We start from the raw sequence: 13135 nt of genomic DNA, 5'->3' as shown, positions 1-13135 counted from the left end.
ACAAAAGGCGGACTCATGACCCCGGAGACCGACCCCACCCCGTACCCTCCGACCGCCCGCACGACGGCGACCCGCTCCCGGGACCGGATGAGCTACGACAGCGCGGCCGTCCACGCGGTGCTCGACGAGGCGTACCACTGCGCGCTCGGGTTCACCCAGGACGGCGAGCCGCGCGTGCTGCCGACCCTGCACGTCCGCGTCGGCGACACGCTCTACCTGCACGGCTCCACCGGCAGCCGCCCGCTGCTCGCCGCCCGCGGCGACGGGCTGCCGGTCTGCGTGGCGGTGACGCTGCTCGACGGGCTCGTCTACGGCCGCTCGCAGTTCCACCACAGCGCCAACTACCGGTCGGTCGTGGCGCACGGCACGGCCCGCCTCGTCACCGACGAGCGGGAGAAGACCGCCGTGCTCACCGCCCTCGTGGAGAAGGTCGGCGCGGGACGCAGCGCCGACAGCCGCCCGCCGAGCCGCCGGGAACTGGCCGAGACGGCCGTGCTGGCGCTGCCGCTGCGCGAGGTCTCGCTGCGGGCGCGCCGCGGGGGCGTCAGCGACGACGAGGCCGACCTCGCCCTGCCGCACTGGGCCGGGGTGGTGCCGCTGCGGCTGACCCCGGGCCGTCCCGAGCCGGACGAGGGCGTGACCGCACCGGTCCCCGCGTACCTGCGGGCGGCGCGCTCGCCGTGGCTGGAGCCGGCGACCCTCCGGGGCGAGCACGTCGTGCTGGAACCGCTCGACCTCGCGCACGCCGAGGAGCTGCACGCCGCCACCGCCGACCCGGAGGTCTGGCGACACCTGGGGACGCCGCTGCCGGCCGACGCCGCGGGGACGGCCGCCGTCGTCCGGGAAGCCGTCGCCGCCCACGACCGGGGCGAGCGGGTGCCGTGGGCGCAGCGTTGCGCCGTGACCGGCGCGGTCGTCGGCAGTACGTCGTACTACGAGGTGGACCCGCAACGGCGGTCGGTGGCGATCGGCCACACCTTCCTCGGCCGGCCCTGGTGGCGGACCGGGATCAACACCGAGGCCAAGCTGCTGCTGCTCACCCGCGCCTTCGACGAGCTGGGCGCCGTGCGGGTCGTGTGGCACACCGACATCCGCAACGAACGCTCCCAGCGCGCCATCGAACGGCTCGGCGCGACCCGCGAAGGCGTCCTGCGCAGGCACCGGCAACGGTCGGACGGGTCGTGGCGGGACACCGTGCAGTACGCGATGACCGTCGACGAGTGGCCGAACGCACAGGCCAGCCTCCGGGAAAGGCTTCGCCGGACGGCACCGGTGGCGTGATGATGTCCGGCGTGCTGGGGGTCACCGACATCGGAACGTACGTGCTGGGCACCGTGGCGATCATCCTGCTGCCCGGGCCGAACTCGCTCTTCGTGCTGTCCACCGCCGCCAAGCGGGGCGTGGGCGCGGGCTACCGGGCCGCCGGTGGCGTCTTCCTCGGTGACGGGGTGCTCATGTTCCTCTCCGCGGCCGGGGTGGCGTCGCTGCTCAAGGCGTACCCTCCGCTCTTCCTCGTGGTGAAGTACGCGGGCGCGGCGTACCTCGGTTACGTGGGCATCACCATGCTGCGCGGCGCCTGGCGGCGCTGGCGCGACCGCAACGACCCGACCGCGCCGCGCCTCATCGACACGGCCGAGCCGGCGGCGATGCGCAGCCCGTTCCGCAAGGCGCTGGTGATCAGTCTGCTCAACCCGAAGGCGATCCTCTTCTTCATCTCGTTCTTCATCCAGTTCGTCGACCCGGCCTACCACTGGCCGGCGCTGTCCTTCCTGCTGCTCGGGCTCATCGCGCATCTCACCAGCGCGCTGTACCTGACCGTGCTGATCTTCACGGGCACCTTCCTGGCCGCGCAGTTCCGCCAGCGCCGCCGACTCGCGGCGGGCGCCACCACCGGCGTGGCCGCCCTGTTCCTCGGCTTCAGCGTCAAGCTCGCCACCGCGAGCATGTAGGGGGCGGAGGTCCGGCCCGCGCTCACGTACCGTCGCCGCCGCCACCGCCGACGCCCGCGCCGCCGCCCGCGGTGCCGCCCAGCCCGAACCCGGGCGGCACCGGGTCGTCGGGTGGGCGGCTGACGTGCGCCGACTCGGTGACCTGCGCGGACCAGTCGCTGTGCGCGGCCGTCGCGGCGTGCCGGTTGATGGCGTGCCGCAGCCATCCGTCCACCGTGGACACCCAGTCCCGGCGGTCCGCCCCCTGGTGCCAGACCCGGAACCGGCTGATGCTCTGGTGGGTCACGCCGGCCAGGGCCAGGCGGCGGTCCAGCCAGAGGATCACCTCGAGACCGGCCGAGTTCGCCACGAAGATCAGCTCGAGTTCGGTCATGGGGCCGGCGTAGAGCGGCGCGGCCCAGTACCCGAGCCGCTGGTGCAGCGGCAGGGTCTGCTCGACCCCGGGCAGCCGGGCGTCGACGAGCCCCGCCTGGCGCATGGTGAAACCCAGGGTGTCCAGCGCCGCGAGCACGTGCGCCTGGGTCGGGAGCGGGTGCACGAACACCGGCACCATGGCCCCCTGGTCCAGCCGCGGCTCGATGGCCACCTCGGTGCGCAGCGCCATCCGCAGGCTGAGCAGCGGCACCCCGCCGAAGATCGTCACCGGGGTCTCCCACGGCACGGGAAACTGGAACGGCATGGTCCGGCCCCGCCCCGCCCGCAACACGAACGCGCCCGTCAGCGACGCCTCGTGGAACTGGACCAGCCGCCGCGGCGCGGACGGGTCGTCCGGCTCGGCCGTGGTCACCAGGCCGAGCCGGACGTGCAGCACCGGCACGTCCACCGGCCCGGCGGTCACCGTCACCCGGCCGGGCAACGACAGGCCCGGCCGGGTGCTCGGGTTGGTGAGGGCGGTCCGCACGGTCAGGCCGGTCCAGCCGGACTCCGGTGACACCCCCGTGACGCGCACCGGACCTCCCTCACCGCCGACGCCGAGCGCCCACCTCCATCCCCACTGTGGCGGAGAGCGCCCCGAACCGGCCGGGGTTCGCCGAAAGCGCCGGCCCTCAGCGCAGCCGGCGGCCGCGCGGCACCGGGTCGGTCTCGTCGTCGAACTCGCCGATGACCTCCTCCAGCAGGTCCTCCAGCGCCACGAAACCGATGGGCCGGGCCGGGCCGCCACCGTTGCGCACAAGGGCGAGCTGCGACTGGCGGGTCCGCATGGCGGCCACCGCCTCCGTCACCGACGCGGCCGCCGGAAGCGTGAAGGCCCCGCTCATCAGGTCACCGGCCGTGGCCGGCTGGCCCGTGGTGACGGCACGCACCGCCTCCCGGACGTGGACGAGGCCGCAGACGTCGCCGGCCGCGTCCAGCACCGCGAGGCGGGACCGGCCGCTGTCCCGGCTGACCTGCTCGATCCGCTCGGCCGAGTCGTCCCGGCGGACCGTCACCATCGTCGAGAACGGCTCCATGACCTGCGCCACCGTCGTGCCCTGCAACTCCAGCATGCTGGTCAGCAACTGGTGCTGCTCGGCGCCGAGGAGCCCGTGCTCGCGGGACTGCTCCAGCAGCATCCGCAGCTCGTCCGGCCCGTGCACCTGGGCGAGCTGGTCCTGCGGGTTGACCCGGACCAGCCGCAGGATCGCGTTGGCCAGCGCGTTGAGCGCGGAGAGCACCGGCCGGGCCACCCGGGCGAACGCCCGGAACGGCAGGGCCAGCAGCATGGCCGAGCGCTCCGCGTCGATGATCGCCCAGGACTTGGGCGCCATCTCCCCGATCACCAGGTGCAGGAACGTCACCAACGCCAGGGCGAAGACCAGCGCCACCGCGTGGCTCGCGGCGTCCGGCAACCCCACCGCGTGCAGGACCGGGCTCGCCAGGTGCTCGATGGCGGGCTCGGCGAGCGCGCCGAGGCCCAGCGTGCAGAGGGTGATGCCGAGCTGCGCGCCGGCCAGCATCAGCGACAACTCGCGGACGCCGTCCAGCGCGGCCCGGGCAGCCCGCCCGCCGCCGGCCGCCGCCTGCTCCAGGCGGTACCGCTTGCTCGCCACCAGGGCGAACTCGGCGGCCACGAAGAAGCCGTTCAGCGCGAGCAGCACCACCGAGGTGAAGAGTGCGACCCCCGGCGTCATCGGAGCCGCCCTTCGTTCCCGACTGCGGGGCTCGCAAGCTCACTCCTCGCGCTCACGCCGAAACCTCCGGTCGCTGGCCCGGCTCCGTCACCCGCAGCCGTACCGAGTCGGCCACGTGCCGGTCGACGGCGAGCACCTCGACCAGCGCGCGCGGCTCGATCTCGCCGTCCTCGCCGTCGGCCGGCAGACTGATCTCCAGCCGGTCGCCGACCTCCGGCACCCGGCCCAGCTCCCGCATGACGAGGCCGGAGAGGGTGTCGTACTCGGGCGCCTCGGGCAGCGAGATCCCGGTGCTGTCGGCCACCTCGTCGATGCGCCAGCGGGCGGGCACCACCCACGAGCCGTCGGCCTGCCGGGCGGGTGCCCGCTCCGGCGGGTCGTCCTCGTCGCGGATCGGGCCCACCAGCTCCTCGGCGATGTCCTCCAGGGTGATCACCCCGGCGAAGCCGCCGTACTCGTCGACCACGCACGCGAGCTGCCGGTGCCCGGACCGCAACCGGTCCAGCACCGTCGGCAGCGGCAGCGTCTCGGGCACCAGCAGCGGCGGTACGGCCACCGCGCTCACCGGTGTGCTGCCCCGCTCCTGCGGCGGCACCCGGAGCACGTCCGCGATGCCCACCACACCGACGAGATCGTCGACGCCCTCGGCGCCTCGGACGGGAAAGCGGGAGTGGCCGGTGTCCAGCAGCTCGACCACCCGGCTCACCGGTTCGTGGGCGCGTACGGTGTGCACGTCCACCCGCGGCACCATGGCCTCGCCGGCGGTCAGCTCGCGAAAGTCCAACCCTCGGTCGAGCAGCGTGGACATCTCCACGTCGAGGTGCCCCTCCTGGCGGGACTCGGCGATGATCTGCTCGAGGTCCTCCGGGGTGGCGCCGCTGGGCAGCTCCTCGATCGGCTCGATGCCGACCCGGCGCAGCAGCCGTACGGCGGCGCGGTCGAAGAGCCGGACCACCGGGCCGGCCACCTTCAGGTAGACGAGGGTGGAGCCGGCCAGCGCGCGGCTGACGGGTTCGGCGCGGGCGATGGCCAGGTTCTTCGGGGCGAGTTCGCCGAGGACCATCTGCACGACGGTGGCGATGACGAGGGCCAGCACCACGGAGAGCGTGACGCTGAGCGTCTCGGAGATCCCCGCCACGCCGAACAGGTCGGCCAGGCCGGCGCCGAGGTACGGCTCGGCGGCGTAACCGACCAGCAGGGCGGTGACGGTGATGCCGAGCTGCGCGCCCGAGAGCATGAAGGAGAGCCGGCCGGTCACCTCGAGCGCGCGGGCCGCGGCCTGGTCGCCGTCATCGGCGAGCTGGCGCAGCTTGCCCCGGTCCACGGCGACGAAGCCGAACTCCTGGGCCACGAAGTAGCCGGTGAGAGCGGTCAGAACGATGATCAGGGCTAGGCCCAGGACGATCAACACGGGAGGCTCAGGGCTCCCTGCGGACGCGTCGGGGCCATCGGATGCCGGGCACGACCCGGCTGGCTACTGCTGCCCTCCTGGGCAGAAGAGTCGATCATGCGGCCATTTTATCGGCGCTGACTGTACGCCCGCTGAAGGTGGGCCGAAGCCCCCCGGTTGTCCGGTTCACCAGCCGGTCGCCCGGTGCCCGACCGCAGAGAGGAGGCGCGTCAGCCGTCGGCCAGCTCGTCGACGTCGAGGAGGCGCCGGTCGACCCGCCCGGACCGGTACGCCGCCCGCGCGATCATCTGCGCGGCCACCGGCGCGGTGGCCAGCTGGAACACCGCCACCAGCGCCACCATGCCCAGGTCGCGGGGGGTGCGCAGCCGCAGCGCCAACCCCGCCAGGAGCAGCAGCACCCCCAGCACCTGCGGCTTCGTGGCCGCGTGCATCCGGTCGAGCACGTCCGGGAAACGCAGGACGCCGATCCCCGCGGCCAGGGCCAGCAGAGCGCCGGCCACGAGGCAGACGGCGCCCAACCAGTCGGCGACCGTCGCGATCACGCCTCCTCCCGTACGGCGAACCGCACCAGCGAGACCGAGCCCACGAAGCCCAGCAGCGAGAGCACCACGAGCACCGGCAGCGTGCTGGCGTGCCGGTTGACCGCCGCCTCGGCGGCCACCGCGCCCACCATCGTGGCGAGCAGCATGTCCGCGGCCACCACCCGGTCCAGCAGCGACGGGCCGCGGTAGAGGCGGACCAGCACGAGCAACGTGGTCACCGAGAACAGCGCGGTGAGGACGACGACGAGGAACGTGTTCACGGACGGTTCTCCTTGTGGGGATCGGTCGGGTCGCCGGGACCGGGGCCACCCGGGGGTCCTGGATCGCCGGCGGAGCCAGCCGCGGAGGCGGGCTCCAGCCGGCGCAGTTCGAAGGACGAGCCGATGGCCCGCACGATGCGGCCCTCGATGTCGAGGACCCGCGCCCGGTTGTCGGCCAGGTCCTGCGGCCCGCGTACGTCCAACACGTGCAGGTAGAGGACACCGGCCTCGCGGTCGATCTCGATGATCAGCGTGCCGGGGACGAGCGAGACCATCTCGGCCGTGAGCGCCAGGTTCAAATCGGTGTGTACGCGCAGCGGGACCGCGATGACCGCGCTGCGCGGGACGTAGCCGGCCTGGACGGCGATCCGGGCCACGTGCGCGCTCGCCAGGACCAGCTCGACCGCGAACCGGCCGGCGAGCACCAGCAGCGCCCAGGGGCGCAGCCGGCCGCCGAAGGTGACCGGTGGCAGCGGGAAGAAGACCAGCACCGCGGCGCCCACCAGCAGCCCGGCCAGCAGGTTGCCCCAGGAAAACTTGCCCCAGAGCAGGTTCCAGATCAGCACGAGCCAGCCCAGCGCCACGGCCTGGTCGCGCCAGCGCCCGACCCGTACGCGCATGCGCCCCACCGGCGCCTCGCCGGGGTCGCCCGTCACGGCGCGCCGCCCGGCAGGACGGCCCGGACGTACGGGGTGCGATCCCGCAGGTCCGCGGCCGCGTCGGCCGTCACGTCGAAGAGCGGCCCGGCCCCGACGGTCAGCACGACGCCGAGCGCGACCAGCGCGACCGTGGCGCCCACCATCAGCGCGGGCAGCCGGACGGCAGGCTCGGCGGTGGCCAGTTGGGGCGCCCGCCAGAAGGCGATGTTCCACACCCGGGACGCCACGTAGAGGGTGAGCAGGCTGGTCGCCGCCCCCGCCGCGACCAGGGCGGCGGGCAGCGCACCGCCGGCCGCCACGCCCGCCTGGAGCAGGCCGAGCTTGCCGAGGAAGCCGGAGAACGGCGGCACGCCGGCAAGGTTCATGGCCGGTACGAAGAACAGGACGCCGAGCAGCGGCGCGATCCGGGCCAGCCCGCCGAGCCGGCGCAGGTCGGTGCTGCCGGCGCGCACCTCGACGAGGCCGGCGACCAGGAAGAGCGTGGTCTGGATGGTGATGTGGTGCACCACGTAGAAGATCGCGCCGGAGAGCCCGGCCAGGCTGCTCAGACCCACCCCGAAGATCATGTAGCCGATGTGGCTGACCAGGGTGAACGAGAACACCCGCTTCATGTCCGACTGGGCCACCGCGCCCAGAATGCCGATCAGCATGGTGAGTCCCGCCACCACCAGGAGCAGCACGTCGACCTGCCCGCCGGGGAACAGCAGCGTCTCGGTGCGGATGATCGCGTAGACGCCCACCTTCGTGAGAAGGCCCGCGAAGACGGCGGTGACGGGAGCCGGCGCGGTCGGGTAGCTGTCCGGCAGCCAGGCCGAGAGCGGGAAGACCGCCGCCTTGACGCCGAAGGCGAGCAGGAGCATCAGCTGCAACGCGAGCCGTACGCCGTCGGGCAGCGCGTCCAGGCGCCCGGCGAGCTGGGCCAGGTTGAGCGTTCCGGTGGCCGCGTACACGAGCCCCAGGGCGGCCAGGAAGATCATCGAGGAGAGGATGCTGACCACCACGTACGTCGACCCGGTGCGGATCCGTACCTCGGTGCCGCCCAGGGTGATCAGCACGAAGCTCGCGGCCAGCAGGATCTCGAAGCCGACGAACAGGTTGAACAGGTCCCCCGCGAGGAACGCGTTGGTCACGCCGGCGGTCAGCACAAGGTACGTCGGGTGGTAGATGCTGATCGGCGCGTTCTCGCCGATGTCCGCCTGGCCCTGGCCGATGGAGTAGAGCAGCACGCAGAGCGTGACCGCCGCGGAGACCACCAGCATCAGCGCGGCGAGCTGGTCGGCCACCAGCACGATGCCGACCGGCGCCGGCCAGCCTCCGACCGCCAGCACAACCGGCCCGTACCGGTACGCGTGCACCAGCAGCACGGCGGCCACCAGCAGCGTCATGGCCAACCCGCCCACGCTGACGCCGCGTTGCAGGCGCGGCCACCGGCCCAGCACGAGGGTGAGTGCCGCGCCGAGCAGCGGCACCACCACCGGCAGCGGCAGGAGCCGGTTCACCCGGCCACCCGGCCGCTCGCGTACGCCCTCATCGGTCGCCGTCCGCGCGCCGCAACCGCCGCCGCGCCGGCTCCGGGTCCACCTGCTCGGGGTCGCCGTTCGGGCCCTCGCCGCCGCGGTCCGTGGCGGTCCCCTCGTCGCGCTCGGCCCGGCGCACGATCTGCCGGTCCTCCAGGTCGTCCGGCACCTCGTCGTCGCCGGTCAGGTACCAGCTGCGGTAGGCGACCGCGAGCAGGAACGCGGTCAGCCCGAACGTGATCACGATCGAGGTCAGCACCATGGCCTGCGGCAGCGCGTCGCTCATGCGGTCCACCGGGCCGGTGCCGACGATCGGGGCGCCGCCGGACCGGCCGCCCAGCAGGATGAGCAGGTTGACCCCGTTGCCGAGCAGGATGACGCCGAGCAGGATCCGGGTGAGGCTCCGCTCCAGCAGCAGGGTCACGCCGCAACCGACGAGCACCCCCACGGCGAGCACCAGCACGAGGCTCGAACCCGTGCCGCTCGCGCTCACCGTGCCCGCCTTCCGTTCGCGACTGCGGGGCTCGCAAGCTCACTCCTCGCGCTCACGGCATCCCACCGCGCTCGACCGCCGCGCCACGCTCGTCGGAGCCGTCCGCCTCGATGTGCCGGTCCACCTCGGCGCCCAGGCTGCGCAGGATGTCCAGCATGAGCCCGACCACCACGAGGTACACGCCGATGTCGAAGAAGAGAGACGTGACGAGGTAGAAGTCTCCGACCCCCGGCAGGTACAGGTCGATCTTGGCGCTCTCGAGCACCGACCCGCCGGCCAGCAGCGCGACGGCGCCCGTACCGACCGAGATGGCCAGCCCGGCCCCCAGCACCGTGCCCGCCCCGACCGGGGCCGCCTCCGCCAGCTCGTACCGGCCGCCGGCCAGGTACCGGACGACCAGCGCGAGGCTCGCCACCAGCCCACCGGAGAAGCCGCCCCCGGGCGCGTTGTGCCCCGAGAACAGCAGGAACAGGGAGAAGAGCACCACGGTGTGGAAGATCAGCCGGGTGACGACCTCCAGCACGATCGAGCGCCGCCGCTCGTGCAGCCGCGCGCCACCGCGCAGCCACACCGGCCGGCCGGGGTGCGGCGCCCGGGTGCTCCGCTCGGGCCGACGGGGCCGGGGTCCGGTGCGGGAGCGCCGGAAAACCAGGCTGGCCACACCGGTGGCGGCCACCACGAGCACCGCCATCTCCCCCATCGTGTCCCAGGCCCGGATGTCAACGAGGGTCACGTTGATCACGTTCCGGCCGTGCCCCTCGGCGACGGCGAGGGCCGGGAAGGCGTCCGAGATGGTGGGCGCCCGGCGAGCTCCGGCGGCGACCAGCGCGAGACCGGCGGTCGCCACGCCGACCGCCGCCCCGATCCCCCGTCGCAGCCAGCGCGCGCGGCGCAGCGGCCGGGCCGAGAACCTCCCCGGAAGCCGGCGCAGCACCAGCACGAAGACCGCGATGGTCGCGGTCTCCACGAGGAACTGGGTGAGCGCGAGGTCCGGCGCGCCGTAGAGCACGAACAGCATGGCCGAGCCGTAGCCGGTCACCCCCACCAGCAGCATCGCGGTCAGGCGGCGCCGGGCGCCCACGGCGAGCACCGCCGCCACGGCGAGCACCGCGGCGACGACCACCTGCAACGGGTCGTCCCAGGGGGCGATCCGTTCCGCCCAGGGGCGTGCCGCGAGCATGGCGCCGCCGGGCAGCAGCGCCAGCACGACGAGGATGGTCCCGAGGTACTGCGGGAGGGACCCCCGCTGGGTGGCCCCCGTGACCTCGACGGCGAACCGGTCGAAGCGCCCGACGACCCACTCGTACCCCCGGTTGCCGCCGACCGGCGCGCGCAGCCGGGCCAGCACCGGGGCGATCGGGCCGCGCAGCGCGAACAGCGCCCCGCCGGCGACGAGCACCAGGGCGGAGAGGCCGAGCGCCGGAGTCGGCCCGGGCCAGAGCGCCAGGTGCGCGTCGACGGCGCCGAACAGTTCGGCGTACGGGCGGAGCACGCCGTCCAGGCCACCGGCGAGCGGGCCGGCCACCAGCCCGGCCGCGGCGAGCAGCGCCGGCGGGACGAACAGGGGCGCGGCGACGCGACCGAGGCGGGCCGGCTCGACGTCCGGCCGGTCGGCGAAGGCCCCCCACACGAACCGGGCGCTGTACGCCACCGTGAGCACGGTCCCGGCGACCAGCCCGGCGAGGACCACCGGCCGGTCGGTGAAGGCCGCGAAGACCGCCTCCTTGGCCACGAAGCCGACCAGCGGCGGCACCCCGGCCATCGACGCGGCGGCCAGCACCGCCACGACGACCAGCGGGGTGGCGCCGTGTCGCAGCCCCGAGAGGTCGCGGAGGTCCCGAGTGCCGGCGCCGTGGTCGATCACCCCGACGACCAGGAAGAGCGCGGCCTTGAACAGCGCGTGCGCCAGCAGCATGGCCACGCCGGCCAGCGCAGCGTCCGGCGTACCCGCCCCGGTCAGCACCACGAGCAGGCCGAGCTGGCTCACCGTCCCGTACGCCAGCAGCAGCTTCAGGTCGGTCTGCCGCAACGCCGCCCACCCGCCGACGATCATGGTGGCCAGCCCGGCGACGAGCACCACGGGCCGCCACGGCCCGACCGTGGCGAGCACCGGCGCGAGCAGGCCGACGAGGTAGACACCGGCCTTCACCATGGCCGCCGCGTGCAGGTACGCGCTGACCGGCGTGGGCGCCGCCATCGCCACGGGCAGCCACGAGCTGAACGGCAGCACGGCAGACTTGGACAGGGCGCCGGCCAGGATGAGCAGCACGGCGGCCACCAGGTAGCCCCCGGCGGGCAGCGGCCGAGCGGCGATCTCCGACCACCGGTAGGTGCCGGCGTGCTCGCCGATCAGGATGAAGCCGACCAGCATGGCGAGCCCGCCCAACGTGGTGACGGTCAGCGCCTGGGCGGCCGCCCACCGGCTGGACCGCCGCTCGGTGCTGTGGCCGATCAGCAGGTAGGAGAAGACCGTCGTCAGCTCCCAGCCCACGTAGAGCAGCAGCAGGTCGTCGGCGAGGACGACACAGAGCATCGCCCCCGCGAACCCGACCAGGACGGCGGTGAACCGCGCCAGCCCGAGCGAGCCCGGCTCGAAGTACCGGGCGCAGTAGACCAGCACGAGCGCGCCCACGGCGCCGACCAGCAGGGTCATGAGCCACGACAGCGTGCCCAGCCGGAACGCGAGGTCGAGCCCGAGCTGCCGGATCCACGGGTACGTCTCCACCACCGCCCCGCCGTGGCGTACCGCCGGGGTCTGCGCGAGCGCCCAGGCGAACGCGGCCGCCGGGGCGAGAGCCAGCGGGTAGCACGCGCGGGGACCCCACCACCGGACGAACAGCGGCGCGAGGAGAGCCGCCACGAGGTGAAGGATCAGCAGTACGAGCACCCGCACTCCCGGTCTCGGTGGCAGCGGTGGGCGCCTCCCGCGGGCCGGCGCCTAGCTGCGATGAGACGCCAGTTCCACGAGCGCCGTGCGGACTTTCCGGAAATCGCCCGCTGTAGGCGGTCCGTCCGTGTGCGGTGACGGCGAGCGACAGCTGACGGGCGACGGGCGGCGTGTGACGGCTCGCGGGCGACGCGCGATGGATGGCGGGCAGCGGGCGGCCCGGCGGGTTACGGCTGACCGACGGCGGGCTGACGGGGCGCGGGCCGCGGGCGGCGGGCGGCGGGCGGCGGGCGACGGGCGACGGGCGACGGGCGACGGGCGACGGGCGACGGGCGACGCGAGCTTCGGCCGTGATCGACACGAGATCGCCGATGTGGCGGTATCCCACGCCGCACAACCCCGCCACTTCGCCGAAACGGAGTCGATCAAGCGCTGGGCCGGCGGGCGGCGGACGGCGGACGGCGCGAGCTACGGCCGTGATCGACACGAGATCGCCGATATGGCGGTATCCCACGCCGCACAACCCCGCCACTTCGCCGAAACGGAGTGGATCATCCCCCGGCACGGACGCCGTGGGCGGCGGGCCAGCCGGCGACGACCAACCGGCGGCCAGCGCGTCGCGGCGGGAGAGGCGAAGCGTCCTCGGCCCATGATCGACACGAGGGCACATGATCGACACCAGATCGCCGATGTGGCGCTATCCCACGCCGCACAACCCCGCCACTTCGCCGAAACGGAGTGGATCAACCCTCCGCTCGGCGGGCGACCATGGGGGCGCATCGGCGGCGCAGGGTCAGCGGGCGACCGTGGGGCTCGCGTCGGCGGCGCGCACGCCGGAAGGGGCGCGGTCCGGGTGGGCCGGCGCCGACTCGACCAGCAGGTCGGCGCGGCCGAGCTGACGGGCGACCCGGTGCACCACGCGTTCGGCGGCGGCCAGGGAGCGGACGGACAGCAGCCGCCCCCGGCTCTCGCGCCGCAGCACGAAGTAGTGCACGGCGGCGCGCACCTGACCCCGGTCGGCGGCGCTGGCGTGAGCCGTGGAGACGACCAGCTCGCGCAGGCAGCGGGCGAGCCGCTCGGCGAGCTCGAGGTCCGGGCCGTGCAGACCGACGCGGACGGCGGCGAGGTGACTGTCGACCTTGCGGATGAGCACGTCGGTGCCGGGCTCGACGTTCCGCTGCTCGACGGCCATCCGGTCCCCTCCACCCCGATCCTTGTCGCGAGTGAAGTTACTTTATGTTGTGCCGTACAAGCAAGCAGTTAAGTGAGACTTAATGCCGCAAGCGGTGCAATAGCGCATGGGAAC

The 13135-nt window shown here is 74.0% G+C and carries 12 protein-coding genes; 2 read left to right on the top strand and 10 right to left on the bottom strand.

Features of this window, described 5'->3' with window-relative positions:
* Window positions 1-15 precede the first annotated feature (15 nt).
* Both ACSNOA_RS09385 and leuE read left to right on the top strand, forming a co-directional pair.
* The gene (locus ACSNOA_RS09385; protein ID WP_436657562.1) at window positions 16-1281 is read left to right on the top strand and encodes a bifunctional pyridoxamine 5'-phosphate oxidase family protein/GNAT family N-acetyltransferase; all 1266 of its coding nucleotides are present in this window, start codon (window positions 16-18) and stop codon (window positions 1279-1281) included.
* A complete protein-coding gene (gene leuE / locus ACSNOA_RS09380) occupies window positions 1281-1949 on the top strand; it encodes a leucine efflux protein LeuE (protein WP_436657561.1) in 669 nt (222 codons plus the stop codon). The genes ACSNOA_RS09385 and leuE overlap by 1 nt, the downstream gene beginning before the upstream one ends.
* Window positions 1950-1971: 22 nt before the next feature.
* On the opposite strand, the gene ACSNOA_RS09375 is transcribed toward leuE, so the two are convergent.
* From ACSNOA_RS09375 to ACSNOA_RS09330, 10 genes are all read right to left on the bottom strand, one after another.
* Window positions 1972-2898 (bottom strand): sporulation protein, encoded by a 927-nt coding sequence (locus ACSNOA_RS09375; RefSeq protein ID WP_436657560.1) that lies wholly within the window; start codon window positions 2896-2898, stop codon window positions 1972-1974.
* Window positions 2899-2995: 97 nt separating this feature from the next.
* A complete protein-coding gene (locus ACSNOA_RS09370) occupies window positions 2996-4060 on the bottom strand; it encodes a hemolysin family protein (protein ID WP_436657559.1) in 1065 nt (354 codons plus the stop codon).
* Between the two features lie 52 nt (window positions 4061-4112).
* The gene (locus tag ACSNOA_RS09365) at window positions 4113-5471 is read right to left on the bottom strand and encodes a hemolysin family protein (protein ID WP_436657558.1); all 1359 of its coding nucleotides are present in this window, start codon (window positions 5469-5471) and stop codon (window positions 4113-4115) included.
* 209 nt (window positions 5472-5680) lie between these two features.
* A complete protein-coding gene (gene mnhG, locus ACSNOA_RS09360; protein WP_436658358.1) occupies window positions 5681-6010 on the bottom strand; it encodes a monovalent cation/H(+) antiporter subunit G in 330 nt (109 codons plus the stop codon).
* Entirely contained in the window at window positions 6010-6273 is a 264-nt protein-coding gene (locus ACSNOA_RS09355) for a monovalent cation/H+ antiporter complex subunit F (RefSeq protein ID WP_436657557.1), read from the bottom strand. Before ACSNOA_RS09355 ends, mnhG begins: the two co-directional genes overlap by 1 nt.
* Complete coding sequence (locus tag ACSNOA_RS09350) at window positions 6270-6893, bottom strand: Na+/H+ antiporter subunit E (RefSeq protein WP_436657556.1); 624 nt, start codon at window positions 6891-6893, stop codon at window positions 6270-6272. The genes ACSNOA_RS09355 and ACSNOA_RS09350 overlap by 4 nt, the downstream gene beginning before the upstream one ends.
* Before the next feature lie 32 nt (window positions 6894-6925).
* On the bottom strand, window positions 6926-8431 hold the full coding sequence (locus ACSNOA_RS09345; RefSeq protein ID WP_436657555.1) for a Na+/H+ antiporter subunit D: 1506 nt from the start codon (window positions 8429-8431) through the stop codon (window positions 6926-6928).
* 28 nt (window positions 8432-8459) lie between these two features.
* A complete protein-coding gene (locus tag ACSNOA_RS09340) occupies window positions 8460-8942 on the bottom strand; it encodes a Na(+)/H(+) antiporter subunit C (RefSeq protein WP_436657554.1) in 483 nt (160 codons plus the stop codon).
* Window positions 8943-8994: 52 nt separating this feature from the next.
* Window positions 8995-11829, bottom strand: coding sequence for a Na+/H+ antiporter subunit A (locus ACSNOA_RS09335; protein ID WP_436657553.1), 2835 nt, complete (start codon window positions 11827-11829; stop codon window positions 8995-8997).
* 793 nt (window positions 11830-12622) lie between these two features.
* Window positions 12623-13021 carry a hypothetical protein gene (locus ACSNOA_RS09330; protein WP_436657552.1) on the bottom strand — a complete coding sequence of 133 codons (399 nt, stop codon included), beginning with the start codon at window positions 13019-13021 and terminating at the stop codon, window positions 12623-12625.
* Window positions 13022-13135 lie beyond the last annotated feature (114 nt).

Origin of the sequence: Micromonospora sp. URMC 103 (assembly GCF_051386435.1) — a bacterium.
Classification (GTDB): Bacteria; Actinomycetota; Actinomycetes; order Mycobacteriales; family Micromonosporaceae; genus Micromonospora.
Note: the sequence above shows the minus strand (reverse complement) of the source record. Positions and strands in the feature narration are given on the sequence as shown.

Coding starts and splice junctions, on each gene's coding strand:
- ACSNOA_RS09385 (WP_436657562.1), top strand. CDS start 16: ATGACCCCGGAGACCGACCCCACCCCGTACCCTCCGACCGCCCGCACG.
- leuE (WP_436657561.1), top strand. CDS start 1,281: ATGATGTCCGGCGTGCTGGGGGTCACCGACATCGGAACGTACGTGCTG.
- ACSNOA_RS09370 (WP_436657559.1), bottom strand. CDS start 4,060: ATGACGCCGGGGGTCGCACTCTTCACCTCGGTGGTGCTGCTCGCGCTG.
- ACSNOA_RS09350 (WP_436657556.1), bottom strand. CDS start 6,893: ATGCGCGTACGGGTCGGGCGCTGGCGCGACCAGGCCGTGGCGCTGGGC.
- ACSNOA_RS09330 (WP_436657552.1), bottom strand. CDS start 13,021: ATGGCCGTCGAGCAGCGGAACGTCGAGCCCGGCACCGACGTGCTCATC.